This window comes from Enterobacter sp. MGH 24 (assembly GCF_000493015.1).
Taxonomy (GTDB): domain Bacteria; phylum Pseudomonadota; class Gammaproteobacteria; order Enterobacterales; family Enterobacteriaceae; genus Enterobacter.
Genome location: NZ_KI535657.1, coordinates 3,480,167 through 3,506,533, shown reverse-complemented (window position 1 = coordinate 3,506,533; position 26,367 = coordinate 3,480,167). Strand labels below are relative to the sequence as shown.

Sequence of the window (26,367 nt, the reverse complement as noted above, 5' to 3'; positions counted from 1 at the left end):
ATCAGCAGCGTCTCACCTTACGTAACGCTCTGATTGACTCAATCGGCATCGGCTGGCTGAACCAAAAACCCTGCAGTTGATCGCAGCCAGCCAGCCGCAGCAGTTTCATTTGTTTCTCGGTTTCCACCCCTTCTGCCACCACCGCCATGCCCAGCGCATTGGCGATCCGCACCGTGCCGCTCACCAGCGCTGCCGCCTGTTCATCGTGGTCCACCAGCCCGGCCAGGGATTTATCGATCTTGATGGTGTCGAAGTTAAAACGCCTCAGATAGCCAATGCTGGAATAGCCGGTACCAAAGTCATCCAGCGCCACCGCGGTGCCCAACGCTTTAAGATTGGTTATCGCCATGCGGGCACGCTCCGGATTTTCCAGCACATAGCTCTCCGTGACCTCAAGCTGCAGCCGGTGGGCCGGGAAATGGGTGCTCTCCAGCACGCTGGCCACTTTTTCTTCGAAGGCAGGATCGCGAAATTGCGCGGGCGAGATATTCACGGAAAGCTTTAATTCACCGTACGGCTGCAGATCCTCACAGGCCCGCCGCAGCACAAACTGGCCCAGTTTGTAAATCAGACCGCTGGTCTCCGCAATGGCGATAAAGGTATCCGGGCCAAGCGGCCCCTCCGGGCGACGCGGCCAGCGGACCAGCGCTTCGACGCTGCTCATTGTCTGGCTGCGGGCGTCAATAATTGGCTGATACCAGACCTCAAACTCATCGCGCTCCAGACCGTCACGAATTTGATTTTCAATTGCCAGCTTGCGTTCCCGGACGCTGTTCAGCTCCGCGTCGTAGTGGGTGATACGCCCTTTCCCGCTCATTTTGGCGTGATACATGGCAATATCGGCGCGGCGAAACAGTTCCGAGCTGTTGCATTCAGTCAGGGTTCCGCTGGCGATACCGATGCTGGCACCGATATGGATTGTGCGTTCCCCCAGCTGAACCGGAGTGGTGAGAAAATCCAGCACGGAAACGGCAAAGGCGGTAGCCTGCCCCTCTGCATCATCACCGCCAATGGTCATGGCGAACTCATCCCCGCCCATGCGCGCCAGCATCCCGCCAGGCGGCACGCGTTCATTCAGCGTTTTCGCTATCGCCACGATGAGATCGTCCCCCACGCTGTGGCCGTAAATATCATTCACATCCTTAAAACCATCGAGATCGATAAACACCACGCTTTTGACGTCGGTATCGCCGCGTAAACGCACCCGATCCAGCGCCTCGATGAGCGCACGCCGGTTAGGCAAATGGCTTAGCCAGTCCGTTCTTGCAACCAGACGCGCCTGGCTTTCACCGCGCGCGAGTTTGTACAGCCCCACGCTGCTCACAAGAATGAAAAGCAGGATCAGCGCCGACGCCAGCACCACAATCTGCCGGATATCAGAAGATGCCGCCCGGGCGGCCTGTGCGCCCGGAAGCCGCGCCTGCCAGTTCAGAAATCCGACTAACTCCCCTGCGGCACTGTGCAGCGGCATGCTGCGCTCGTTAATTTTGCCTGGGGTAAAGTTGAGGTTATCGATCTGAAAGGTGCCGCCCAGGTCGGACAGGATTCTGGCGTTAAGATGGCGGGTAATGACCAGATAGCGACGCGTTCCGTCGTGAACCTGTAGCCTGCCGACCATCGGGCGAATCAGCCCAATGCCGACAAAGGCCACGCCGGTGCGCGTCTGGCTGATCCCCGCATAGATATTTTTTTCACCCGCGAGCGCGCGCCCGTGCTGGTCGATAAGCGCTTTGAGGCCTTTGCCAAAGAAGTCGAGGTTTTTTTCGTTAAAGGGCCGGCTTTGAAACGATCCCCAGAGAACGTTGAAATGCTCATCCAGCACGAAGGTGCCGTCATAGAGGTTATTGATTTTAAAGCCGGCTCCCCATGTGTTGTACAGCCAGTCGGTATCGAGCGTGGGACGGTAGGCCTCCCGCACCGCATCGTCCCAGACGGCGTTATCAAGCACCAGAGAGGAGACGCGGTTAACCGAGGTCTGAATAGCTCCCTGCACGGAAAGCACCGTGCGATGTTCATCAATTTCGTTGGTTTTGGAGCTGATAAGATGCAGGGAAAGATAGAGCAGTGCGACGATGGAGATGATTAAGCCGATCCCCGCCATGAAAACCATGGCAAACAACGTTCTCGCATTGGGAATATTGCGCCAGCTTAATGTGCGATACATCAGCCATCCTCTTCATGTTTTGCTTTTCTAAGCGTAATACAGGCAGCGAATTTCGCTGCCTGTAAATCATGGTTCGAGGAGTGTCAGGCGAGTTTTATCATGATCATGCCGGCAAGCAGCAATATCAGCCCCATCCAGCCCTTGTTATTTAAGCGCTGGCCGAAGAGTACCCAGCCTGCGGCCAGCGTGGCGGCGATACCAAAACCGCCCCACAGCGCATAGGCCACCGAAAGATCGATCCCTTTTACCGCCTGGGACAGGGCGCTGAACGCCCCCAGAACCGCGGCAATCGACATCAGGCCATAGAGTTTACGGCGAAAACCGTCCGAGAATTTCAGCAGAACGTTCGCCAGAATTTCCAGCACGATGGCGAACCCCAGCCAGGCCGCATGAACCCATTCAAACTGTTGCATGGTTCTGCTCCTTCTGCTGTTTGCCAGACTTTCGGGTACCGGATTTAATCAGCACAATACCTGCGACCAGCGTCGTTAATCCGGCGACCTTCATTGTTGTTAATGTTTCGTCAAATATCAGCACGCTGAACAGCGTAATCAACAAAATACCGATCCCTTCCCAGAGTGCATACGCCACGCCCAGCGCAATTTTTTTCACCGCAAACGAGAGGAAAATATAGGAAAGTGAAATCATCACCAGCATCAAAATAAAACCGGTGTTGCCATCGCTAACGCTTGCCCACTTCATAGACAGCGTGCCGGTAATTTCAGCGATAATTGCCAGCGCTAATAGGATCCAGTAAAACATGTTTTTCTCCTGCTTGAGAATATAATCCATCGTGGCCCGCTGCGTGCAGCAAACCAAAAAATACGAATTGAAATCAGACAGCTAAGCTCTTAGCGCTAGCTCAGGCAGAAGAAATGACTATAGTGCGGTGCGCCAGTGTTGCTCACCAGAAAGCAGGCAGAAGGAGGTGGAGTATACAGCGGTATTGTTTGAAGAGTACGTCCTGAACATATTGTCCATAAAATTACAATTATCCGCGTTGTTGCTTCTCGTCTTTGCGGATGAAAATTGTCCTCGGTAGTTAAACACACCAAATTTGTACCATAGGCTAGGATTTTACTCAAAGTCTTTGCAATTCTTTACCCATCCCGTTTGATTTTGGTTAGTTTATTGCAACGCCTTTCACCTTTATTATAAATAAAAAGATTATTCCGGAGTCACCATGGCTAAACCCATCATTACCCTGAACGGGTTAAAAATTGTCATCATGCTGGGCATGCTGGTGATCATACTCACAGGCGTTCGTTTTGCCGCCGACATTATTGTGCCCTTTATTCTGGCTCTGTTTATTGCGGTGATCCTTAACCCGCTGGTGCAGCGCATGACGCGGCTACGCATCCCGCGCGTGCTGGCGATTACGCTGCTTATCAGCATCATTATTGTGGCGATGGTCTTGCTGGTGGCGTATCTGGGAACCTCGCTAAACGAACTGGCGCGAACGCTGCCAAAATACCGTTCTTCGCTGGCGATACCGCTGCTGCAGCTTGAACCCTGGCTGCAGCGCGCGGGTATCGAAGTCTCGGTTGAGGAACTCCTGAAATATATCGACCCTAATGCGGCCATGACGATCGTCACCAGCCTGCTGGCGCAGCTTTCCAATGCCATGACCTCCATTTTCCTGCTGTTTTTAACGGTGGTGTTTATGCTGCTGGAGGTGCCTCAGCTGCCGGCAAAACTGCAGCAGATAATGGTCCGTCCGGTTGAAGGGATGGGGGCGATTCAGCGCGCGCTAGACAGCGTCTCTCGCTATCTGGTGCTGAAAACCGCCATTAGCCTGGTTACGGGCGGTGTCGTCTGGGTGATGCTTCTGGCGCTGGACGTTCGCTTTGCGTTTGTCTGGGGGTTGCTGGCGTTTGCGCTTAACTACATTCCCAACATCGGATCCGTGCTGGCGGCGATCCCCCCTATCCTTCAGGTGCTGGTTTTCAGCGGGCTTTATGACGCGCTGATCCTGCTGGCCGGATACCTGGTCATCAATCTGGTGTTCGGTAACATTCTTGAGCCACGCATGATGGGACGAGGCCTGGGACTCTCCACGCTGGTGGTCTTTTTGTCCCTGATTTTCTGGGGCTGGCTGCTCGGCCCCGTTGGGATGCTGCTCTCCGTCCCGCTGACCATTATCGTCAAGATTGGCCTGGAGCAGACGGCGGGCGGGCAAAGTATCGCCGTGCTGCTGAGCGATATGAGCCATCAGTAGCGGTCAATCCGCCATGGACAGGAGGGGCTTGCGGGTCCGTCCTCCTTCGCGATACGTACCGATCGCCCTCTGCCATTCGGCAAGTGGATACACCGTGACGCCGCTGTACCCGCTGTTGGGCAAATTACGCCAGATGCGGTCAAACTCCGCGCGCCACGCCTCAGCGCTGAGCGCCTCCAGACCGTTTCGGATATGAAACCACGCCACGCGCGGCACGGGCCGTTGCTGTCTGAAGGTTTGCCCGGAGAGCAGCCCGTAGCAAACAAACATCCCCTGCTCGGGCATCACGCTGAGGATCGCTTCCGCAAGCGGCCCGCCGGTGGCATCGTAGACGATGTCGGTACGCGCGGCGACGGCGCCAATCCGCTGCGCGTCATGCTGCGCGACGGGAATGATCCCCATCGACTCCAGCCGTTCAGCGTGAACGGCGGAACGGTGAATTCCGTACACCGCTTCAGCCCCCGCCTGATGCGCCCACTGTCCCAGCAGAATGGCGCAATCCGATCCGGCTGCCGTGAGCAGCACCCGCTTTCCCTGAGGCGGATAGCGGGTAAGCATCATCTGCGCCGCCAGCGGGTTGATATAGGCCCGCGCGGCCAGATGTGCGTCAACAGCGTCCGGAACGGGGATGGCATACTCTGCCGGGCAATCAACATAGCGCTGCCAGGTGCCTTGACCGCGCAGCGGCAGGACGCGTTTACCCAGCAGATGCGCAAACGACGCGGGCGCGTCGGTGACAACCCCGACACCTTCATACCCCGCTACCGCCGGTAACGGGGTTCGGTGGCGGTAGGCGCCGGTAATGGGAATGAGATCGGAGGCGTTTACCGGAGAAAACAGCATTCGCACACGAAGATGACCCGGCACAAGCGCCCCCAGCGGCGCGGTTTCAGGTTGCAGAACGGTTTCTGGCTCGCCAAAACGGCGATACCAGAGGGCCAGGTTTTCCATTACGATCTCACGGCTGATAGCGGAACGACTACTCGCGCCAGCCCATTGCCGGTGCGACATGTTTGAGAATAGACTCAATCACGTGCGCATTATAATCCACACCCAGCTGGTTCGGCACGGTCAGTAATAGCGTATCTGCTTCAGCAATCGCGTCGTCCTTTTTCAGCTGTTCAACCAGCTTGTCAGGCTCTGCCGCATAGCTGCGTCCGAAGATCGCGCGCGTTTTCTCATCAAGGTAACCCACGCTATCGCTGTCGTTGCGGCTGGCACCAAAATACATCCGGTCGCGGTCGTCCATCAGCGCAAAAATACTGCGGCTGACCGACACACGCGGCTGGCGCGTATGCCCTGCCTCTTTCCAGGCCTGACGGTACGCGCGGATCTGTTTTGCCTGCTGAATATGGAACGGCTCACCGGTTTCATCGTCCTTCAGGGTTGAGCTTTGCAGGTTCATTCCGAGCTTTGCGGCCCATACTGCCGTCGCATTTGAACCGGCTCCCCACCAGATACGCTCGCGCAGCCCTTCAGAATACGGCTCCAGGCGCAGCAGCCCCGGCGGATTCGGAAACATCGGCTGTGGGTTAGGTTTTGCAAACCCTTCACCGCGCAGCACCTCAAGCAGCACCTCGGTATGACGGCGCGCCATATCCGATTCGTCTTCCCCTTCCTGCGGGACATAGCCAAAATGACGCCAGCCATCAATGACCTGCTCCGGCGAGCCGCGGCTGATGCCAAGCTGCAAACGACCGCCGGAAATCAGATCCGCCGCCCCCGCGTCTTCGGCCATGTACATCGGATTTTCATAGCGCATATCAATCACGCCGGTACCGATTTCGATGGTTTTCGTTTTTGCGCCTATTGCCGCCAGCAGAGGGAACGGCGAGCTAAGCTGTCGGGCAAAGTGGTGTACGCGGAAATACGCGCCGTCTGCCCCCAGCTCTTCCGCCGCCACGGCTAAATCGATGGACTGCAGCAGCGTGTCTGCCGCCGAGCGCGTGCCGGACTGCGGTGAAGGCGTCCAGTGGCCAAAGGATAAAAACCCGATCTTTTTCATAACCCTGTGTCCTGATAATGCTTTGCGTTCTAACTACTTTACGCATTACCGGCGGAGAATAAATGCCGTTTATTTAACGGAATGATTCAAATAAATTGACAGAATTGAGCGGGGCGTCATTACGCGCCATAATGGGATATAATACCCCCCACTTTTTTCATGGCAGGTAAAACCGGCAATGGCTTTGATCCCCAAAAACTACGCGCGGCTGGAAAGCGGCTATCGCGAGAAAGCATTAAAAATCTATCCCTGGGTCTGCGGACGCTGCTCGCGGGAGTTCGTCTATTCCAATCTGCGTGAATTGACGGTTCACCATATCGATCACGACCATACCAACAACCCGGAAGATGGCAGCAACTGGGAGCTGTTGTGCCTGTTTTGCCACGATCACGAGCATTCGAAATACACCGAAGCGGATCAGTACGGCACCACCGTGGTTGCCGGGGAAGACGCGCAAAAAGACGTGGGTGTCGCCACGTTTAACCCGTTTGCCGATTTAAAAGCGATGATGGATAAGAAGAAATAATCGTTCACCGCCCATACCTGCCGTATGGGCGGCTCAGGAAAGGATAAAGGCATGGACACCCTCCGCTGCTACTGGGATATGTTTTATACCGCCTACGGTTTACTTTTCACGAGAATACTTAGCCTCATACTTCTGGTCTGGCTGTGCCATGATTTTCTGCGCCGCATCAGGAAAAACGCTGCTGATGCCGCTGGCCCGATCGCAGAAGCCGATGCCCGGGAGCGGTATCAATGGCGTTTTCAGCTGTGGTCATTGCGAACCGTACAAATCCTCTGCCTGCTCTCACTTTTCTGGATGCTTATTAAGGGGCTCTTTGCCTGACCCTTTCCCGGGTTAAAATGTCCAGGTGATAGCGGCTTTCACCCCAACGGATTACGCGGCGGTCAGCGCAAAACGGTCCTTCAGGACATGGCGGATTTCTTCCTCCGCCAGTTTCCGCGTTTCAGTGCCGTTCGCCGTGATGGTTTTCAGCATATCGCCCAGTAAAATCTGCCGTCCCTCCGGGCTGTGCTGCACCACCACCCGCTTCTGCACAAAGATCGCATCCGGGTGCGTGGAGTTAAGGTAGTTGGCCGGGGCGAAATCAATCCATTCCTGAGGCGTGAGATCGAAGCCGTATTGCCGGGCCCATTCCCCCTCCACCTGCGCCTCAAGCAGATACTCGCCTTCCGCGCTGCGGCTCAGTCGGAACGTGTCGAAATCCTGCGTGATATCCACATCAAGCGTGTCCAGCGCCATAGGCGCACGAATGCCGTAGCTGCCGAACCCGAGGTCGCAAAGCCACTGTCGGCTCTCTACCTCAGCGACGATCGCCATATGGGTTTTCGGCCGCCGCGCGGGGTAGAACATCGGGCGCGCCGCCACGAAGCGGTAAGGTATCCCTAACGCCGCCAGCGCCATGGCAAACAGCCCGTTTACCTCATAGCAGTAGCCGCCGCGCCCCTGCGTTAGTACCTTATCGGCAATGTCGTCTGGCGCCAGCGAGACAATTTTACCCGCCTGCACGTCCAGATTCTCAAAGGGAACGGAAAAGAGCTGATGACGCATCAGCGCATGCAGGGTGGCCGTATCGGCACCCGCCGGTCCGGTGTAATTTATGCGGTTGAAATAGGTGGAAATGTTGAAATTATCGCTGTGCATAATGCCTCCTTGTCCTGAACATGCCGGACACTATAGATGGCGCGCATCATTGGCTGTATAGTCAGTTTTATCGAAAATTTGCCTGAACAGATACCCATGTCTGCCCCGTCCCCGTCGTCCCCACACTATCGCCGCATTGCCGAGATGCTGCGCCTCACGCTGACGTCTGGCGCGCTGCGCCCCGGTGACAGGATGATCTCCGCACGTAAACTGGCCGAACGCGAGCACGTTAGCCTTCCGACGGCGCTGGAGGCCCTTCGCTGCCTGGAGGCTGAAGGGCTGATCGTCGCGCGCCCGCGTTCAGGTTATTACATCCGCCAGACCAGCCAGCCGCCGCGCGTTGAGCCCGCGGGTTCCTCACCCGGCCCGGTCCCCGTCACCCTGTCCGCCGTGGCCCGGTCGCTGTTCAGCAGTGCAGAAGCCCGGCTGATCCCGCTGGGCGCCGCCCTGCCCGATCCCGCGTGGCTGCCGGGAGATGCGCTGCAGCGGGCGTTGCACTCTGCGGGCCGTCGTCTGGACGCACACGGGCAGAGCTATAGCCTGCCTCCGGGAAGGGTTGATTTGCGCAGTAAGATTGCCGCCCGTTCTGCACAGTGGGGAGCCCGGTTCGGCGCGGACGATCTCATTATTACCGCAGGCGCGACGCAGGCGCTGCGCCTGGCCCTTCGGGCCGTGTGCCAGCCGGGCGATGTCGTGGCGATTGAGCAGCCAGCCTACTTTGGCACGCTCCTGCTGCTGGAGGATTTAGGCCTGAAGGCCTTAGCGATCCCCACCGACCCTGTCGAAGGCCTGCTGCTGGAACCGCTGGCGGACGCCATCCGCTGCCACCGCCCCGCTGCCGTTCTGGCCTCGCCCACCGTGCAAAACCCGTTGGGTGCCAGCATGCCCGTCGCGCGCAAGCAGGAGCTGGTTGCCCTGCTTGAAGAGGCAGAAATTCCTTTGATTGAGGACGATGTCTACGGTGACCTGGTCGGTGACGGGCAACGTCCTCCGGCCTGCAAGGCGTTCGACCAGAGCGGGAATGTGATTTACTGCAGTTCGCTGTCTAAAACGCTTGCGCCGGGCTGGCGAATCGGCTGGATTGCAGCGGGACGCTACCACGCGCAGGTCTTACAGGCCCGCATGGCCGGAGACTGGGCGGGCGCCCCGCTGCTGGAAGCCGCGACGAGCGAGATGCTGGCAAGCGGCGACTACGATCGTCACCTGCGGCGGCTAAAGCGCCGGATCGCAGAGGGGATACGCGCCGTTGTGGCGCGGGTCGAGGCCAGCTTTCCACCCGGTACGCGCGTTAGCGTACCCGCAGCCGGTTTCCTGCTGTGGGTAGAGCTGCCTCAGCAGGTCAACGCGCTGGAGGTGCACCGTCGCGCGCTGGCGCTGGGCATTGGCGTCAGCCCTGGTCCCCTGTTTTCCCCGGCCGCAGGGTTAATCCACTTTCTGCGGCTGAACTGCGCAAACGAACCCACGTCCCGCCTGCTGAACGCCGTGGAACAGATTGGCGCGCTGTGTCACGAGCTGGCCGCCCGACAGGGATAATTTCACAGATTGAGGATTGCGCGTTCTTTAACGACAGCGTCAGGATTGGCGCTTTTTATCGCTGCCAGAAAAGCCGTGAAGTTATGATTCCAGAGGGTGAGATTGTTATAAAACTGTACCTGCTTTTCATTAGCACCATCACGGTAAGTAACAATCCAGACCCGTCTGCTATTTATTTCAGTATTTCCCGGCCCGATTTTAATGATGTTAGCCAGCGCAATCTTACGGGTGGCATTTTTTTTAACTTCATATAAAAACAGATCATCGTAAAACCAGGTTTTACCTGCATTCCCGCCAAATAATGAGGGGTTGGCAGATATCTTTTTCATCCCGTTACGATCTGAAATGATGCGTTTTGCCTGGCAAATGCGCCTGACAAAAAATCTTAACAGAATGAAAAGCGCAATGAGGGGCAGCGCGACTGATATTATTTTTAAAGTCTCGTGCATCCCCTGCCCCCATACCTTTTATTAACGCGTGAGTATAACGCGCCGATCGTTTATGACAACAACCCTTACGGTCAGGGAATAATTCGCGCCGCTCTCAGCTGCGCAAACAGGCTGAAAAACATCTCATCGGTCGCCTGCATTTGCGTAAAGCCCGCCCTGCGCAGCTTGCTCCCGTCACCGAACATGTCGTAATGCCAGCCAAAGACAAAATCGGCAAACTGCCCGCCGCTCAGCCGCAGAATATCCGCTTCCACCAGCCGCGCTTCGGCAAGCTCGCGCCATACGCCGCGATAGTCGTTAAACAGCTGATGAAATGACAACCTCACCGGCGGCGCAGAGTCCAGTTCAAACCAGCGTGCGATGCGCGGCCACAGTTCGCTCCAGCGCCAGACATCGCCATTGTTTACGTTGAACGCCTGATTCTGTGCCGCAGGTGACGTGGCGGCCCACAGCGTTGCCTCGGCCAGCAGCCCGGCGTCGGTATGATCCACGATGCTGTGCCAGGTCTGTTCTGAACCGGGAAAACGCAGCGGTAACCCCAGCGCCTTACACAGGGAAGCATACAGGGCGATGCTCAGCGCAAGGTTCATGGCATTCCCCGGTACTGCGCTCCCCACCACGCCCGGCCTGATGGCATGCCAGTGCCAGCGTTTCCCCCGCTGAAACTGGCTGAGCCACGCGAGCTGCGCGGCGTTAAATTCAGCACCCGGTACGCCGGGATCGCTTTCCCGCGCCGGGGTTTTAAACGGCCCAAGATGCGCACCATAGACTTTGTACCCCTGCATCAGGCTCACCGTCTGCAAAGGTGCCGTTTTTTCGAGGGTGCTGACCAGATTACGCAGCATGGTGACGTTCGGCTCAACCATGTCCGTCCAGTTCGCCGCGTTCGCCCAGGCGCTGTAAAAGATGTGGGTGACACCGTTCAGGGCGTGCAGCGCCCGTGCAGTGTCCTGCGCATCCAGTAAATCGACGTTCACCACGGGAATGCCGTCAGGATGAGACTCGGCATGGCGGCTAAGGCCGATCACCTCCCACTGATGGTGCAGAAGCGTGTTAACCAGCTGTCTGCCGACAATGCCGCTGGCACCCGCGACCAGGGCGACGTTGTGTTGCTGCATCTTATTCATGGTGTTTCTCCGCAAAGGGTGACAGACGCAGTGTGATCTATTATTTTTTCTGGAGATATCCCCTGAAACCGATGGCACTTATAAGCAGAATCATTAAATGAACAATAAGCTCACGGCCATTTCTACCTTTCTACGCGTCGCTGAAGCGGGTTCGTTTTCGGCGGCCGCCCGTCAGACCGGTATTAAGCAATCCGCCGTCAGTCAACAGATCGCGGCACTTGAGGATGAGCTTGGCGTGGTGCTGCTGCACCGTACGACGCGTACGATGAAGCTGACCGAGCAGGGTGAACGTTACCGGCGAGATATGCAGCTTGTGCTGGACGCCATGGGGGAAGCGGAGAGGCGCTTACATCCTGTCGATCATAGCATTCAGGGACGCGTCCATGTCCAGCTACCGAGCGGCCTAGGTCAGATCGTTTTGCCGCATCTGCTGGCGCTACAGCACCGGCATCCCGAACTGCAGCTGATGATTTCCCTGGATGACCGCCTTGCCGATCTGGTGACGGAAGGCGTGGATGTCGCGATACGGCTGAGCAGTGAGCCTCCGCAGGCGCACGCGGCTCGCGTGCTGGCGCGTATTCAAGCCGCGCTGTTTGCCGCTCCCGGTTTTCAGGCGGTACACGCCGTCAGCGAACTGACGACGCTGCCACACGTACGGTTCAGCGGTATTCCGCTGGATGCCCCCCTGCGCCTGATTTCTGACGAGGAAACGGTCGAGATCAGCGTGAATACCGTTTTCCGTGCCAACACCAGCGACGCGCTGCTGCAGGCGCTGGTGTCCGGCATCGGTATCGGCGGCATGCAGCGACCGCTCGTGGCCAGGGCGCTGCAGGCGGGCACGCTGGTACCGGTACTGCCCGAGTGGCGGCTACCCGATCGTTTCCTCTATGCCGTCTATCCTGACGCCCGCTTTATTCCGCAGCGCGTCAGAAAGGTCGTCAGCGTGATTGAGCAGTTACTGCCTGAGATCGCGACGCATGAAGCCACAAAATAGTCGCCTTCTACTTCGCCACCGGCAAATCGGCGTATCGCGTCGTATAGGCCGGTGACAGCATCTCACGCTTCATCGCCCAGGATTTCTCAATACCCTGCCCGGCAAACCATATCTTCCCTTTGCCAGAATGATTTACGCTGTCGATCGTCTCCATCAGCGCCGCGCTGTTGGCGCGCAGACGGTTATCGTCAAACAAGTTTAGCTGGGCGACGCCGCTGCTGAAAAAATCCGCCAGCATGACCCCGGCTTTCATATAGCGATACCCGTCGAGCCATATACGCCCCAGCGCCTCCGTGGCGGCGCGGATGATATCCCGCGAGTCATTGGTGGGCGTCATCAGGGTGACAGAAGCCTGATTGCCGTAATAAATTTCGTTGTCCGCATGCGGGCTGGTGCGCACAAACACGCTGATAAAACGACAGTATTGATGCTCGCCGCGCAGTTTCTCTGCTGCCCGCTCCGCGTAGGCGCAAATGGCCTGGTGCATCTCCTCGTACTGCGTAATACGGTGTCCAAACGAACGGCTACAGATAATTTGCTGCTTCGTGGGGGTGAACTCTTCCAGATCAAGGCAGGGCTCGCCGCGAAGCTCGCGGGCCGTACGTTCCAGCACCACGTTGAAATGTTTGCGGATGACCCAGGAGGACGCTTCCGCCAGCTCCAGCGCTGTGGTAATGCCCATCGCGTTCAGTTTTTTCGTGATGCGCCGCCCTACTCCCCACACCTCCTCTACCGGAACCTTCGCCAGCAGTTTACGCTGCCGTTCGCGGCCTGAGAGATCGACCACGCCGCCCGTGCTGGCCCAGCGTTTCGCCGCATAGTTGGCCAGCTTCGCCAGCGTTTTGGTCGGGGCAATACCGACGCCAACGGTTAAGCCCGTATTTTTAAAGACCTGCGTGCGCATCTGGTGACCGAACGCTTCCAGTGACAGGCAGTGACTGACCCCTGAAACGTTCACGAACGCCTCGTCAATGGAGTAAATCTCTATTGCCGGGGCGAGATCGGTCAGCGTCTGCATGACCCGACTGCTGAGATCGGCATATAGCGCATAGTTCGAGCTAAAGACATAAACCCGCGACGGGTAGAGCTTTTCTTTGAATTTAAAATACGGCTCACCCATTTTTATGCCGAACTGCTTTGCCTCCCGCGACAGTGAAATAATGCAGCCGTCGTTATTGGACACCACTACGATGGGTTTCCCCTCCAGATCGGGCCGGAATACCCGCTCGCAGGAGGCATAGAAGCTGTTCACATCAACCAGCGCGAACATGTTTATGCGTTTTGAGCGTGTGGGTGACGACGCCGAAGATCTGCAGCTCCTCTTCGGACTGAAAGGTAATCGGCTGATAGCGGGCATTATGCGGCAGAAGTCTCAGAACCGGACGGGTTTGTAGCTCTTTCACCGTAAACTCACCGGCGACCGACGCCACGACAATATCCCCATGTTCGGCATTTAACGAACGATCGACCACCAGCAGATCGCCGTCGCCGATCCCCGCCCCAATCATGGAGTCTCCACTCACCTTGATAAAATAGGTCGCACTGGGGTGCCTTACTGCCAGCCGGTTAAGATCGAGACGATCTTCCACATAATCCTGCGCCGGGCTGGGAAACCCACAGGCAACACGTTCTAAAAACAAAGGTAATTCAATGATTTGTTTTGGGTGATAAGAAAAGAGAGTGTCCATAGTGCCTTTCTCGCCAGATACTGTATATAAATACAGTATTACGGATTATGGACAAGGATCAAGGTCATTTCCGGAGACGAATCCAAACGCGTTGAAGTTTGAGCGGTTTTAATTGAGCAACATCGCCCGCCGTTAACAGGCCTGACATTACAAGTCATATAAAAGTCATGTGTAAATCTGTTCGTTTATGACTTATAAAAAATAACATCACTATGCGATAACTACATATTGACTTTAAAGTCAGATAAAAGCATATTTTACAGCACGAATTAACAAGACTTACTGGAGAATATTTCCCATGCCAGCCCGTGACTATCCAGACAAGCGTGTTGCACGCGGTCTGGCAAAGGAGGCCGATCTCAGGATGCTGAGCGCCCGCATCGATCCCGACCTGATGGAGTACATCAGAATCACCGCCTTTGAGACGCGTAAAAGTAAGCAAGAGATTGTGGCGGAAGCGTTAGCGCTCCACAGGCAGAAAAGTCAGACAGGGCCCTAAGCGCGCAAAGCCGAAAGTCCCCTTCGGGCTTTGCGCATATCACGTTTAATCTATCAGCGAATTCAGCGTTTCCAGTGCTTCAGGCGGTAACTGCAAATCCGCCGCCGCGAGGTTTTGCCGCAGATGCGCCACGGAAGAGGTGCCCGGGATCAGCAGAATATTCGGGGAACGTTGCAGCAGCCATGCCAGCGCTACCTGCATTGGCGTCGCGCCCAGTGAATCCGCGACAGCCTTCAGCCCGGAAGATTGCAGTGGCGTAAAGCCACCCAGCGGGAAGAACGGCACATAAGCAATCCCCTGCTGCGCCAGCAGATCCACCAGCGCGTCGTCACCCCGGTTCACAATATTGTACATGTTCTGCACGCACACCACCGGTACCAGCTTCTGGGCTTCCGCAACCTGGGTGGCCGTGACGTTGCTCAGGCCAATATGACGCACCAGCCCCTGCTGCTGTAATTCGGCCAGGGTGGAGAGCGGTTCAGCAATCGACCCTTCCGCCGGCCCGTGTGCGCTAAACATGATCCGCAGATTCACCACGTCCAGCACGTCAAGCTGCAGATTACGCAGGTTGTCGTGCACCGCCTGAGTCAGTTCCTGCGCGGAAAAGGCCGGCAGCCAGGCACCTTTGTCGTTGCGGCGGGCACCAATCTTGGTGACGAGCGTCAGATCGTCCCGGTACGGGTGAAGCGCCTCGCGGATCAGCTGGTTAGTGACATGAGGACCATAAAAATCACTGGTATCAATGTGGTTCACCCCTGCCGCCACCGCTTCGCGCAGCACGTCCAGCGCGGCTTGCTTATCCTTCGGTGGACCAAAGACGCCCGGCCCGGCGAGCTGCATCGCACCGTAGCCCAGTCTTTTAACCGTCCGCGTTCCGAGCGCGTACGTCCCGCTTTTATCAATGCTGCTCATGTTAACCTTCCTCATAAAAATGATCCGGATTTACAACAGGTTCCCTCGCAGAACCATTAGTTAAGCGCGAGTTAATTAAAGTTTAAATTCTCTACGACGATAGTAATGAAGTACCCCTGCATCTTCTCTAACGGACGACCGCTATGCTGAAAAATCTGCACGTGATTACCGGTATTATCTTTGCCCTCACCATATTCTGTCTGTTGCAAGTTGTCACGGGAGGGTTGTTCTACTCTGCCGTCAGCAACGACCGCCATAACTTCCAGAATTCCGGCGTGCTCAATGCCCAGCAGGAAAGCCTGAGCGACAGCGTGAACACGCTGGTGAAAACGCGCGTCACCGTCACCCGCGTGGCGATCCGCTATCTGAAAAACCAGCGCGACCCGGCTTCCCTAGCGGCGATCAATAAACTGCTTGGCACCGCAGCCGACTCGCTGGCAAAAGCCGAAGCCTATAACAAAGAGTGGCAGAAACTGCCGCAGGTTAACGGCCAGGAGGCGGCATTAACCGACGAGATGCAGAAATCCTGGAACCAGATGCACGAAGTGATGCGCTTATCGATTGAGTATCTGCGTGCCGACAACTATCAGGCCTATGGCGATCTGGACGCCCAGCAGGCGCAGGACGAGATGGAAGCGGTCTATAACCGCTGGCGCGCCGAAAACAACACCCTGCTGAAGGCCGCAACCGAAGAGAACCAGAGCAGCTTCACGCAGATGCAGTGGACCCTGGCGGCGATTCTGCTGGCCGTTATCGCGGTTCTGGTGGTCATCTGGCAGGGTTTACAGCACCTGCTGTTGAAACCACTCCACTCCATTATGAACCATATTCGCGCCATTGCAGGGGGCGACCTGACGCAGGATATCGCCATCTCTGGTCGCAATGAGATGGGTCAGTTGGCCGCCGGCCTGCACGAGATGCAGCAGTCGCTGGTGACCACCGTCAGCGCCGTACGGGGAAGTACCGATTCCATCTACACCGGCGCAGGCGAAATTGCCGCAGGGAGCAACGATCTGTCCGCCCGTACAGAGCAGCAGGCCGCCTCGCTCGAAGAGACCGCCGCCAGCATGGAGGAACTGACCGCAACGGTTAAACAGAACTCCGATAACGCCCGTCAGGCCACGCTGCTGGCGAAAAACGCCTCTGAGACGGCCGCGCGCGGCGGTCACGTCGTGGATAACGTGGTTCGCACCATGAACGAAATCGCCGACAGCTCGCAGCAAATTGCGCATATTACCGGCGTGATTGACAGCATCGCGTTCCAGACCAACATTCTGGCGCTTAACGCAGCGGTGGAAGCGGCACGCGCCGGGGAACAGGGGCGTGGTTTTGCGGTTGTTGCAGGCGAAGTTCGTACGCTGGCGAGCCGCAGCGCGCAGGCGGCGAAAGAGATCAAAGGGCTTATCGAGAACTCCGTCAGCCGGGTGAATACCGGTTCTGAGCAGGTCAGCGAGGCCGGCACCACCATGAAGGAAATTGTCGCCGCCGTCACCCGCGTGACCGATATCATGGGTGAGATTTCATCAGCCTCTGACGAGCAGAGCCGCGGCATTGAGCAGGTGAGCCTGGCCGTTTCGCAGATGGACAGCGTAACGCAGCAAAATGCCGCGCTGGTGCAGGAGTCCGCCACGGCGGCGGCGGCACTGGAAGATCAGTCCGAGCAGCTGCGCCAGGCGGTGGCCGCGTTTCGTCTGAACGGCAAAGAAAAAGCGGTCGCTCCACGTCCGGCCAATCTGAAAACGTCACAGCTGCTGCGTCCGGCCACGGCAACCGCCTCTACCGACAGCAACTGGGAAACGTTCTGAGTCTCAGGCGGGCGAGGATATCGCCCGCTAGCGGCTGCGCTTGGCGTGACGCTCCCAGTTTTCCTGTTTTGCTTCATCGGATTTTCGCAGTGAAACATAACAAGCCCCGCTGCCGCCGTGATGCGGCAGCGCCACGCAAAAAGCCTGCACTTCCTCGAACTCGGTTAACCAGCGCGCCAGATAGCTGCGCACCACGTTAGGATGCGAGTTCTGCTCGCGCCCTTTCCCGTGGATGATAATCAGGTTACGTAACCCGTCGCGCCCGGCCTGGCGAATAAAAGAATAGAGCATCTGACGGCAGCGCTCTGCAGGCTGGCGTAAGAGGTTTAAGCTGGCCTGGCGGGCATATTTCCCCGTGCGCAGCTTATCCATCACGCCCTGCTGCACCCCTTCGCGCTGGAAAGCCAGCGGTTCTTCCAGGGGCAGAACGTCAAGAAAGTCCAGCGTCAGGAAGTTATCCAGCTGTTCATTATCCACCTCTTCGCGCACCCGCGTATTGCGGCTGGGCTGCCAGTGAATATCCGCGCAGCGCTTCAGGGGCTGGACATCTTCCATGGCGTCAAGAAAAAAGGATTTGTCGTCAGGGTTCATGGGCATCCTCCGGCTACAGCTGAGGACGGTACTATACCTGCGCCTGAGGCAGGCCTCAATCATCGCTGTACGCCGTCGTGCGCCATAAATATTAACCCGATGAATATATATAGTATTTATAAAATGAACTTAAACATGACTTAACTAAAATTTCAGCAAGGATAAAATAAGTGATTTGTGTTAAATTTTCGTAAAATCAAACACTCAACCCCCTTTCCTTTTTCGGGAAAGGTGTTATACCTAAATATACCTGCCTCATGGATATAATACTCAGGATTGGCGAAAGGACGTACTGCTGTGTGTACTATAGGGTCTGTCTGATGTCGGGCAGATCCTGTTTTTTTAATAGGAATTTCACGCGACGACTATTTTTCTCGCTTCCCTTCTGAATTGCGTAATTAATGACTCAGCAAGGGGCGTCTGACGTGAATCACGGCGCTGAATTAAATAATAGGTCGCTTTAGGAAGCGATTCGACTACCGGCAGCATGACCAGGCGGTGCGCCAGCAGCGGGTCACAGCCCAGTTCTTGCGGCAGTATGCTTAAAAAATCGCTTTGCGCGACGAGGCTAATACAGGAAGAAAATGTTTCGCAAACCACGCCAATTCGCGGTATTTGCGAACGATCGCTAAATACCTCTTCTAATTGCTTGTAATAGCTTCCCCGCGGCGTCGGCATTGTCCAGTTAAAATGCAGAAGTTCATTAATTGACGTTGCCCCCATTGCCGGATGCCCTTCACGACAAAATACCGCAAACGGTTTTTCGAAGAGTTTTTCAAACGTAAACTCCTGGTCGTAAGGCCCCTGATAATAGGTGTTGATGGTGAAGTCCAGTTCGCCCTGGCGTAATTCATTGATCATCGACACCAGCTGCCCTTCCATAATCCGCACCTTGACCTGCGGATGTTGCGCGTGAAAGCGGGTAATGACGGCGGGCATAAGCGTGCGTGAAACGCTGGCCCCCATTCCGATGTTGATCTGCCCGGCCAGCTCACCCTGCCGCTGACGGATATCATCCTGCGCCGCGCGCAGCTCTTCCAGAATCAACCGGGCGCGCTGGTAAAAGCCCTCTCCACATTCGGTCAACGCGACGCCCTTACTCCTGCGCACGAAAAGCTGCGCCGCCATGCCCTCCTCCAGCTCTTTGATGGATTTGGTCAGCGCCGGCTGGGAAAGATTCAGCGTTCTGCTGGCACCGCGAATGCTTCCCTGACGCGCAACCTCAACAAACGCCCGGATTTGATGAAATTTAATCTGGAATGTCATAGACCGACCGATAACCGTTGTTTATCAGAGTAAAGAAACTGTCATCTACTTTAATGGAAAGGGATGTGCGAGGGTAATTCCTGAACGGTTAAAACTGTGAAAAATCGGTTAGTGATAAGTAAAAACTATCACAGCGTGAAGCAGTTCACATATTTTAATGATGACAGGAACAGATATGGACACACTGGCGCAGTACATCCAGACGCTATCGCCGCAGCTGAGCGCATGGCGTCGTGATTTTCACCATTTTGCGGAATCCGGCTGGGTAGAGTTTCGTACCGCGGCGAAGGTCGCGGAAATCCTCGACTCGCTGGGTTACGAACTGGCGATGGGTCGCGACGTGGTGGATGCCGAAAGCCGGATGGGGTTGCCCGATGCCGCTACCCTGGCGCAAGAGTTTGCCCGCGCGCGGGCGCAGGGCGCGCCTGAGAAATGGCTGGCGCCGTTTGAAGGCGGGTTTACCGGCATTGTCGCCACCCTCAATACCGGGCGTCCAGGACCGACCCTGGCGTTTCGCGTCGACATGGATGCTCTTGATTTAAGCGAAGCGCTGGATGAAAGCCATCGCCCGTTCCGCGACGGTTTTGCCTCCTGCAATCCGGGAATGATGCACGCCTGCGCGCACGACGGTCACACCACGATTGGTCTGGGGCTGGCGCGGGTACTTAAAGAGAATGAAGCACAGCTCAGCGGCACCCTCAAGCTGATCTTCCAGCCTGCCGAAGAAGGGACCCGCGGCGCGCGCGCCATGGTTGCCGCCGGGGCGCTGGACAACGTGGACTATTTCACCGCCATCCATATTGGTACCGGCGTCCCTGCCGGAACGGTAATTTGCGGCAGCGATAACTTTATGGCGACCACCAAGTTCGACGTGAACTTTACCGGCGTGGCCGCACACGCGGGCGGGAAACCGGAGGACGGACGTAACGCCCTGCTCGCCGCCGCGCAGGCCGCCCTCGCCCTGCACAGCATCGCCCCGCACAGCGAAGGCGCCTCCCGGGTGAACGTCGGGGTGATGCAGGCGGGCAGCGGACGCAACGTGGTGCCTGCGAATGCCCTGATCAAGGTTGAAACCCGCGGTGAAAGCGAAGCGATTAATCAGTACGTCTTTGAGCGCGCGCAGGCGGTCATTACCGGCGCAGCGGCGCTCTACGGCGTGCGCGCCGAGATACGCCTGATGGGTGCCGCAACGTCCAGCGCGCCGACACCGGCGTGGGTTGATTATCTGCGCGAACAGGCGAGCCAGGTTTCCGGGGTTGTTCACGCCATCGATAAGGTGAAGGCGCCAGCAGGCTCCGAAGACGCCACGCTGATGATGGCCCGCGTGCAGCAGAACGGCGGCATGGCCTCCTATATGGTGTTCGGCACGGATTTGAGCGCCGGACATCACAACGAAAAATTCGACTTCGATGAGCAGGTCATGACCATCGCCATTGAAACGCTGGCGCGAACTGCGCTCAATTTCCCGTGGACGCGAGGTGTGTAATGCAGGAGAACTACGCTTTTATTGCCGATGCGATCGACACGCGATGTCGCACGTTAACCGACATTGCCGACGCGATCTGGGATCGTCCTGAAACCCGCTTTGAAGAGTTCTGGTCTGCCGAACGGCTCGCCAGCGAGCTGGAGTCAGAAGGATTTACGCTGGCCCGCGAGGCCGGCGGCATCCCCAACGCTTTTATCGCCAGCTTTGGCAGCGGGAAACCGGTTATCGCCCTGCTGGGCGAATACGACGCGCTGGCCGGGCTAAGCCAGCAGGCGCACTGCGCGACGGCGCAATCCGCCACGCCGGGGGCTAACGGCCACGGCTGCGGGCATAACCTCTTAGGCACCGCGGCGCTTGCGGGGGCGGTGGCGGTGAAAAGCTGGCTGGAGCAGCACGGCGGCAGCGGAACGGTGCGTTTTTACGGCTGTCCCGGTGAAGAAGGCGGCTCCGGGAAAACCTTTATGGTGCGCGAAGGCCTGTTTGATGACGTCGATGCCGCCGTCACCTGGCACCCGGAAGCCTTCGCCGGGATGTTTAACGTCAGCACGCTGGCGAATATTCAGGCCGCCTGGCGTTTTCACGGCGTGGCGGCTCACGCGGCCAACTCCCCCCATCTGGGACGCAGCGCGCTGGACGCCGTGACGCTGATGACCACCGGCACCAACTTCCTCAACGAACACATTATCGAAAAAGCGCGCGTCCATTACGCCATTACTGACACCGGTGGGATTTCGCCCAACGTGGTGCAGGCGCAGGCCGAGGTGCTGTATCTGATCCGCGCCCCGGAGATGGCCGATGCGCAGCAGATTTACGAACGCATCGAAAAAATCGCCCAGGGCGCGGCGCTGATGACTGAAACCACCGTCGAGTGTCGCTTTGATAAAGCCTGCTCAAGCTACCTGCCGAACCGCACGCTTGAGGCGGCGATGTATCGCGCCCTGCAGCACTACGGCACGCCGGAGTGGACCGAAGAAGAGCGAGGCTTTGCCCGCGAGATCCGCGCCACCCTGACGCCCAACGATCTGCAAAACAGCCTGAAAAATATTGCCGCAACGGGCGGTGACGCGGGTAAAGCCTTTTCCCGTCGTCATCAGGAGACGCTGCTGGTGGATGAAGTCGCGCCCTATGCCATCACCGACAACGTGCTGGCGGGTTCAACCGACGTGGGCGACGTCAGCTGGAAAATGCCGGTCGCCCAGTGCTTCAGCCCCTGCTTTACCGTCGGCACGCCGCTGCACACCTGGCAACTGGTGGCGCAGGGGCGTACCTCCATTGCCCACAAAGGCATGCTGCTGGCTGGAAAAGTGATGGGCGCGACCGCGCTCAATCTGCTCCAGGACGCAGCGCTGCTGGAAAAATGCCGTGAAGAGTTCGAACAACAATTACAAGAAAAACCGTACGTGTGTCCGATCCCACAGGGCGTGACACCGTCACCTTTAAAATAAAAAAACACAACACAACAACACAACACTCCCGAGGAACGCCCATGAGTATGTCATCCATACCTTCGCATTCCCCATCCGGTAAGCTCTATGGCTGGGTTGAAAGGATCGGCAATAAAGTGCCGCACCCTTTCCTGCTGTTTATCTATCTGATTGTGATTTTAATGGTTGCCACCGCCGTGCTCTCCGCCTTTGACGTGAGCGTGCGCAGCCCGGCTGACGGCAGCCTGGTGGCGGTAAAGAACCTGCTCAGCGTTGACGGGCTGCACTGGTTTTTGCCGAACGTCATCAAAAACTTCAGCGGTTTTGCCCCGCTGGGCGCCATTCTGGCGCTGGTGCTGGGCGCAGGGCTGGCTGAACGCGTGGGCTTGCTGCCCGCATTAATGGTGAAGATGGCTTCTCACGTCAGCGCGCGTTACGCGAGCTATATGGTGCTGTTTATCGCCTTCTTCAGCCATATCTCCTCCGACGCCGCGCTGGTGATCATGCCGCCGATGGGGGCGCTGATCTTCCTCGCCGTCGGGCGTCATCCCGTGGCGGGCCTGCTGTCGGCGATTGCGGGCGTGGGCTGTGGATTCACCGCTAACCTGCTGATCGTCACCACCGACGTGCTGCTCTCGGGCATCAGCACGGAGGCGGCAAAGACCATTGATGCGGCAATGCACGTCAGCGTAATCGACAACTGGTACTTTATGGCCAGCTCGGTCATTGTCCTGACGATTGTCGGCGGGCTGATTACCGATAAGATCATCGAGCCGCGCCTGGATAAATGGGAAGGCCGTAGCGATGAAAAGCTGGAAACCCTGAGCAAAGAGCAGCGCTTCGGCCTGCGCGTGGCGGGCGTGGTCTCGCTGGCCTTTATCGCGCTGGTGGCGCTGATGGTGGTGCCGGAAAACGGGATATTGCGCGATCCGGTTAAACATACCGTCCTGCCGTCGCCGTTTATTCAGGGCATCGTGCCGCTGATTATCCTCTTCTTCTTTGTCGTTTCGCTCGCCTACGGTATCGCTACCGGCAAAATCCGCCGTCAGGGCGATCTGCCGCAGCTGATGATCGAGCCGATGAAAGAGATGGCGGGCTTTATCGTGATGGTGTTCCCGCTGGCGCAGTTTGTGGCGATGTTTAACTGGAGCAACATGGGCAAGTTTATGGCCGTGGGCCTGACCGACGCGCTGGAGGCGGCCGGGCTAAGCGGCGTGCCGGCGTTTGTCGGCCTGGCGCTGCTGTCATCCCTGCTGTGCATGTTTATCGCCAGCGGCTCCGCCATCTGGTCGATTCTGGCCCCGATCTTCGTGCCGATGTTTATGATGCTGGGGTTCCATCCGGCGTTTGCCCAGATCCTGTTCCGCATCGCGGACTCCTCGGTGATTCCGCTGGCACCGGTTTCACCGTTTGTGCCGCTGTTTTTAGGCTTCCTGCAGCGCTATAAACCGGAGGCCAAACTGGGTACCTACTATTCGCTCGTCTTGCCTTATCCGCTTATCTTTTTAGGGGTATGGCTGGTGATGTTGGTAGCGTGGTATCTTGTCGGCCTGCCGATTGGACCGGGAATATACCCGAGGCTGAACTAAAGGAATGAGGATGCTGAGATTACTCGAAGATAAGATTGCGACGCCGCTCGGGCCGCTGTGGGTGATCGCGGACGAGCAGTTCTGCCTGCGCGCCGTCGAATGGGAAGAGCACAGCGACCGCATGGAAGAACTGCTCCATGTTCACTACCGCGCGCAGGGGTATGAGCGCATCCGCGCCACCAACCCGGGCGGACTGAGCGACAAGCTGGCGGCCTACTTCGAAGGCGATCTCAGCATCATCGATACTCTGCCGGCCGCCACGGCAGGCACGCCTTTTCAGCGCGAAGTGTGGCAGGCCCTGCGGTCAATACCGTGCGGGCAGGTCATGCATTACGGCCAGCTCGCAGAGCAGCTAGGCCGCGCAGGGGCAGCACGCGCGGTGGGTGCCGCGAACGGCTCTAACCCGGTCAGCATCGTGGTGCCCTGCCATCGCGTCATTGGCCGCAACGGTACCCTGACCGGCTATGCCGGCGGCGTGCAGCGAAAAGAGTGGTTGCTGCGTCACGAAGGGTATCTCCTGCTCTAGTTCCCAGGCTTTTTGTGCTTAATTTTCTACCGGTTAGGCTAAAAATCCATAATCAAGCTGTGGAATTTCAAGAAGATGGCGACACATTGCCGTCTCTTGTCCTTATTGAGGGTTTGTCAGGCTTACGTACTTACCAAAAAGATGTTAAAATTGACCAATATCAATTAAGGCTTGAGCAAACCTATGATCCCGGAAAAGCGAATTATACGACGCATTCAGTCTGGCGGTTGTGCTATCCATTGCCAGGATTGCAGCATCAGCCAGCTCTGTATCCCGTTTACCCTGAATGAGCATGAACTCGATCAGCTTGATAATATCATCGAGCGCAAAAAGCCTATTCAGAAAGGGCAGACGCTGTTTAAAGCGGGAGACGAACTGAAATCGCTCTATGCTATCCGTTCTGGCACCATCAAGAGCTACACCATCACCGAACAGGGTGATGAGCAGATCACCGGCTTCCATCTGGCGGGCGACCTGGTAGGCTTTGATGCCATCGGTACGGGCCATCACCCGAGCTTTGCTCAGGCACTCGAAACCTCAATGGTTTGCGAAATCCCGTTTGAAACCCTGGACGACCTGTCCGGCAAGATGCCTAACCTGCGTCAGCAGATGATGCGTCTGATGAGCGGTGAGATCAAAGGCGATCAGGACATGATCCTGCTGCTTTCCAAAAAGAATGCAGAAGAGCGCCTGGCCGCGTTTATCTACAACCTCTCCCGCCGCTTCGCCGAGCGTGGCTTCTCGCCGCGTGAATTCCGTCTGACGATGACGCGTGGCGATATCGGTAACTACCTGGGTCTGACCGTGGAAACCATCAGCCGTCTGTTGGGTCGTTTCCAGAAAAGCGGGATGCTGGCCGTTAAGGGTAAATACATCACTATCGAAAACGGTGAAGCGCTGGCCGTTCTTGCCGGGCACGCCCGCAACGTGGCGTAACTTCGCCTGTTGATGACCAGACTGATAAATTCTTGTGATTTATTGGTCTGGTATAATCACTTCCGTTCCAAGATATTTTCACCGCAGCACGTCCCCACACAGCGCCCGAAAGGTTCTCGTTGAGGTTATGAATTGAGAGAAAGTTTGTTTTTCGTTTCAGTCGTGATTGCCTCAGTGACCTTTATCTTCATCTGGATCATGCTTGTCGGCCCGATGAAGGGGGAGGAAAAAACCTACGTTCAGGACTCCACGACCTTTGCGATAGCGGTAATGGTGCTGCTGTTTATTGCGTTTATCGCGGTGACAACCACGGTACTTTTCCTCTGATAAATTTTCATGAAATATTGATCTGGCAAAACCTCCCCTCTGTTTCATTCAGGATATATAGGTTACTCTTTTAATTACAGACTGTGGTGACAGTAGTAAGGAGACCTGTATGGCCAAGTATCAAAACATGCTGGTAGCTATCGATCCGAATCAGGACGATCAGCCAGCATTACGACGTGCTGTGTATTTACATCAACGGATTGGTGGCAAAATCAAAGCGTTTTTGCCGATCTATGACTTCTCTTATGAGATGACCACCCTTCTGTCGCCTGACGAGCGCACCGCTATGCGTCAGGGCGTCATCAGCCAGCGTACCGCGTGGATCCGTGAACAGGCGAAGTATTACCTGGAAGCGGGTGTACCCATTGATATTAAAGTGGTCTGGCATAACCGACCTTTCGAAGCCATCATCCAGGAGATTGTCGCTGGTGGGCACGACCTGCTGCTGAAGATGGCGCACCAGCACGACAAGCTGGAGTCCGTGATTTTCACCCCGACCGACTGGCACCTGCTGCGTAAATGCCCTTGCCCGGTCTGGATGGTGAAAGACCAGCCGTGGCCTGAAGGCGGGAAAGCCGTTGTGGCGGTAAACCTCGCGAGCGAAGAGGATTACCACAATTCGCTGAACGAGAAGCTGGTGAAGGAGACCATCCAGCTTGCCGATCAGGTGAATCATACTGAAGTACATCTGGTGGGCGCCTATCCGGTTACCCCGATTAACATTGCCATTGAGCTGCCTGAATTTGACCCGAGCGTGTACAACGACGCGATCCGCGGTCAGCACCTGCTGGCCATGAAAGCCCTGCGCCAGAAATTCAGTATCGATGAGAAAATGACCCACGTGGAAAAAGGGCTGCCTGAAGAGGTGATCCCGGACCTGGCGGAACACCTGCAGGCGGGGATTGTGGTGCTGGGCACCATTGGCCGGACCGGTATTTCCGCCGCGTTCCTCGGCAATACCGCCGAACAGGTGATCGACCATCTGCGCTGCGACCTGCTGGTCATTAAGCCGGATGAGTACCAGACGCCGGTTGAGCTGGACGATCCGGAAGACGATTGACCAGCAGGATGAAAAAAAACCGTCGGGGAACCGGCGGTTTTTTTTGCCGGGTGGCGGCTTCGCCTTACCCGGCCTACGGGTTTGGTAGGCCCGGTAAGCTTG

The 26,367-nt window shown here is 56.8% G+C and carries 27 protein-coding genes; 14 read left to right on the top strand and 13 right to left on the bottom strand.

The window, feature by feature from the left end:
- Position 1: 1 nt before the first annotated feature.
- From L370_RS05425 to mdtJ, 3 genes are all read right to left on the bottom strand, one after another.
- On the bottom strand, positions 2-2,164 hold the full coding sequence (locus L370_RS05425; protein ID WP_023335500.1) for a bifunctional diguanylate cyclase/phosphodiesterase: 2,163 nt from the start codon (positions 2,162-2,164) through the stop codon (positions 2-4).
- Between the two features lie 83 nt (positions 2,165-2,247).
- Positions 2,248-2,577: a multidrug/spermidine efflux SMR transporter subunit MdtI gene (gene mdtI / locus L370_RS05430; protein WP_008502462.1), complete on the bottom strand. Its 330-nt coding sequence runs from the start codon at positions 2,575-2,577 to the stop codon at positions 2,248-2,250.
- Positions 2,564-2,926, bottom strand: a complete 363-nt coding sequence (gene mdtJ / locus L370_RS05435) for a multidrug/spermidine efflux SMR transporter subunit MdtJ (protein ID WP_023335499.1) — start codon at positions 2,924-2,926, stop codon at positions 2,564-2,566. Before mdtJ ends, mdtI begins: the two co-directional genes overlap by 14 nt.
- A gap of 421 nt (positions 2,927-3,347) precedes the next feature.
- Between mdtJ and L370_RS05440 the strand changes: the two genes are divergently transcribed.
- Positions 3,348-4,382, top strand: coding sequence for an AI-2E family transporter (locus tag L370_RS05440; protein WP_023335498.1), 1,035 nt, complete (start codon positions 3,348-3,350; stop codon positions 4,380-4,382).
- A 3-nt stretch (positions 4,383-4,385) separates the two neighbouring features.
- Here L370_RS05440 and L370_RS05445 read toward each other — a convergent pair whose 3' ends face one another.
- Positions 4,386-5,333: a zinc-dependent alcohol dehydrogenase family protein gene (locus L370_RS05445; protein ID WP_023335497.1), complete on the bottom strand. Its 948-nt coding sequence runs from the start codon at positions 5,331-5,333 to the stop codon at positions 4,386-4,388.
- Positions 5,334-5,361: 28 nt separating this feature from the next.
- Positions 5,362-6,387: an LLM class flavin-dependent oxidoreductase gene (locus L370_RS05450; protein ID WP_023335496.1), complete on the bottom strand. Its 1,026-nt coding sequence runs from the start codon at positions 6,385-6,387 to the stop codon at positions 5,362-5,364.
- 178 nt (positions 6,388-6,565) lie between these two features.
- On the opposite strand from L370_RS05450, the gene yajD reads away from it, so the two are divergent.
- Together yajD and L370_RS05460 are read left to right on the top strand one after the other, a co-directional pair.
- Positions 6,566-6,913 (top strand): HNH nuclease YajD, encoded by a 348-nt coding sequence (yajD, locus tag L370_RS05455; protein WP_003857471.1) that lies wholly within the window; start codon positions 6,566-6,568, stop codon positions 6,911-6,913.
- 51 nt (positions 6,914-6,964) lie between these two features.
- A complete protein-coding gene (locus L370_RS05460) occupies positions 6,965-7,234 on the top strand; it encodes a hypothetical protein (RefSeq protein ID WP_023335495.1) in 270 nt (89 codons plus the stop codon).
- Positions 7,235-7,285: 51 nt separating this feature from the next.
- Here the strand turns inward: L370_RS05460 and L370_RS05465 are convergent, their stop codons facing one another.
- Positions 7,286-8,053: an arylamine N-acetyltransferase family protein gene (locus tag L370_RS05465; protein WP_023335494.1), complete on the bottom strand. Its 768-nt coding sequence runs from the start codon at positions 8,051-8,053 to the stop codon at positions 7,286-7,288.
- Between the two features lie 36 nt (positions 8,054-8,089).
- Between L370_RS05465 and L370_RS05470 the strand changes: the two genes are divergently transcribed.
- On the top strand, positions 8,090-9,586 hold the full coding sequence (locus L370_RS05470) for an aminotransferase-like domain-containing protein (protein ID WP_023335493.1): 1,497 nt from the start codon (positions 8,090-8,092) through the stop codon (positions 9,584-9,586).
- Positions 9,587-9,588: 2 nt separating this feature from the next.
- Here the strand turns inward: L370_RS05470 and L370_RS05475 are convergent, their stop codons facing one another.
- Positions 9,589-10,035, bottom strand: coding sequence for a hypothetical protein (locus L370_RS05475; RefSeq protein WP_023335492.1), 447 nt, complete (start codon positions 10,033-10,035; stop codon positions 9,589-9,591).
- A gap of 71 nt (positions 10,036-10,106) precedes the next feature.
- Entirely contained in the window at positions 10,107-11,162 is a 1,056-nt protein-coding gene (locus L370_RS05480) for an SDR family oxidoreductase (RefSeq protein WP_023335491.1), read from the bottom strand.
- 97 nt (positions 11,163-11,259) lie between these two features.
- Here L370_RS05480 and L370_RS05485 point away from each other — a divergent pair, with 97 nt between their 5' ends.
- Positions 11,260-12,156: a LysR family transcriptional regulator gene (locus tag L370_RS05485; protein WP_023335490.1), complete on the top strand. Its 897-nt coding sequence runs from the start codon at positions 11,260-11,262 to the stop codon at positions 12,154-12,156.
- A 7-nt stretch (positions 12,157-12,163) separates the two neighbouring features.
- Here the strand turns inward: L370_RS05485 and umuC are convergent, their stop codons facing one another.
- The gene (gene umuC, locus L370_RS05490) at positions 12,164-13,426 is read right to left on the bottom strand and encodes a translesion error-prone DNA polymerase V subunit UmuC (RefSeq protein WP_023335489.1); all 1,263 of its coding nucleotides are present in this window, start codon (positions 13,424-13,426) and stop codon (positions 12,164-12,166) included.
- Positions 13,410-13,844, bottom strand: coding sequence for a translesion error-prone DNA polymerase V autoproteolytic subunit (gene umuD / locus L370_RS05495; protein ID WP_023335488.1), 435 nt, complete (start codon positions 13,842-13,844; stop codon positions 13,410-13,412). Before umuD ends, umuC begins: the two co-directional genes overlap by 17 nt.
- 298 nt (positions 13,845-14,142) lie before the next feature.
- Between umuD and L370_RS05500 the strand changes: the two genes are divergently transcribed.
- Positions 14,143-14,343 (top strand): hypothetical protein, encoded by a 201-nt coding sequence (locus tag L370_RS05500; protein WP_023335487.1) that lies wholly within the window; start codon positions 14,143-14,145, stop codon positions 14,341-14,343.
- 45 nt (positions 14,344-14,388) lie between these two features.
- On the opposite strand, the gene L370_RS05505 is transcribed toward L370_RS05500, so the two are convergent.
- Positions 14,389-15,255, bottom strand: a complete 867-nt coding sequence (locus L370_RS05505) for an aldo/keto reductase family oxidoreductase (protein WP_023335486.1) — start codon at positions 15,253-15,255, stop codon at positions 14,389-14,391.
- A gap of 143 nt (positions 15,256-15,398) precedes the next feature.
- On the opposite strand from L370_RS05505, the gene L370_RS05510 reads away from it, so the two are divergent.
- Positions 15,399-17,060 (top strand): methyl-accepting chemotaxis citrate transducer, encoded by a 1,662-nt coding sequence (locus L370_RS05510; protein ID WP_023335485.1) that lies wholly within the window; start codon positions 15,399-15,401, stop codon positions 17,058-17,060.
- 27 nt (positions 17,061-17,087) lie between these two features.
- Here L370_RS05510 and smrA read toward each other — a convergent pair whose 3' ends face one another.
- Positions 17,088-17,651 (bottom strand): DNA endonuclease SmrA, encoded by a 564-nt coding sequence (smrA, locus tag L370_RS05515; RefSeq protein ID WP_023335484.1) that lies wholly within the window; start codon positions 17,649-17,651, stop codon positions 17,088-17,090.
- Positions 17,652-18,005: 354 nt separating this feature from the next.
- Complete coding sequence (locus L370_RS05520) at positions 18,006-18,917, bottom strand: LysR family transcriptional regulator (protein WP_023335483.1); 912 nt, start codon at positions 18,915-18,917, stop codon at positions 18,006-18,008.
- A 175-nt stretch (positions 18,918-19,092) separates the two neighbouring features.
- Between L370_RS05520 and L370_RS05525 the strand changes: the two genes are divergently transcribed.
- From L370_RS05525 to uspE, 7 genes are all read left to right on the top strand, one after another.
- Positions 19,093-20,403: a M20 family metallo-hydrolase gene (locus L370_RS05525; protein ID WP_023335482.1), complete on the top strand. Its 1,311-nt coding sequence runs from the start codon at positions 19,093-19,095 to the stop codon at positions 20,401-20,403.
- Positions 20,403-21,848, top strand: coding sequence for a M20 family metallopeptidase (locus L370_RS05530; protein WP_023335481.1), 1,446 nt, complete (start codon positions 20,403-20,405; stop codon positions 21,846-21,848). Before L370_RS05525 ends, L370_RS05530 begins: the two co-directional genes overlap by 1 nt.
- A gap of 41 nt (positions 21,849-21,889) precedes the next feature.
- A complete protein-coding gene (abgT, locus tag L370_RS05535; RefSeq protein WP_023335480.1) occupies positions 21,890-23,416 on the top strand; it encodes a p-aminobenzoyl-glutamate transporter in 1,527 nt (508 codons plus the stop codon).
- Between the two features lie 10 nt (positions 23,417-23,426).
- Entirely contained in the window at positions 23,427-23,942 is a 516-nt protein-coding gene (gene ogt, locus L370_RS05540) for a methylated-DNA--[protein]-cysteine S-methyltransferase (protein WP_023335479.1), read from the top strand.
- A gap of 183 nt (positions 23,943-24,125) precedes the next feature.
- A complete protein-coding gene (fnr, locus tag L370_RS05545) occupies positions 24,126-24,878 on the top strand; it encodes a fumarate/nitrate reduction transcriptional regulator Fnr (protein WP_006174991.1) in 753 nt (250 codons plus the stop codon).
- Between the two features lie 144 nt (positions 24,879-25,022).
- Complete coding sequence (locus L370_RS05550; RefSeq protein WP_014883604.1) at positions 25,023-25,205, top strand: hypothetical protein; 183 nt, start codon at positions 25,023-25,025, stop codon at positions 25,203-25,205.
- Positions 25,206-25,314: 109 nt separating this feature from the next.
- Positions 25,315-26,265: a universal stress protein UspE gene (gene uspE / locus L370_RS05555; RefSeq protein ID WP_023335478.1), complete on the top strand. Its 951-nt coding sequence runs from the start codon at positions 25,315-25,317 to the stop codon at positions 26,263-26,265.
- Positions 26,266-26,367: the final 102 nt, after the last annotated feature.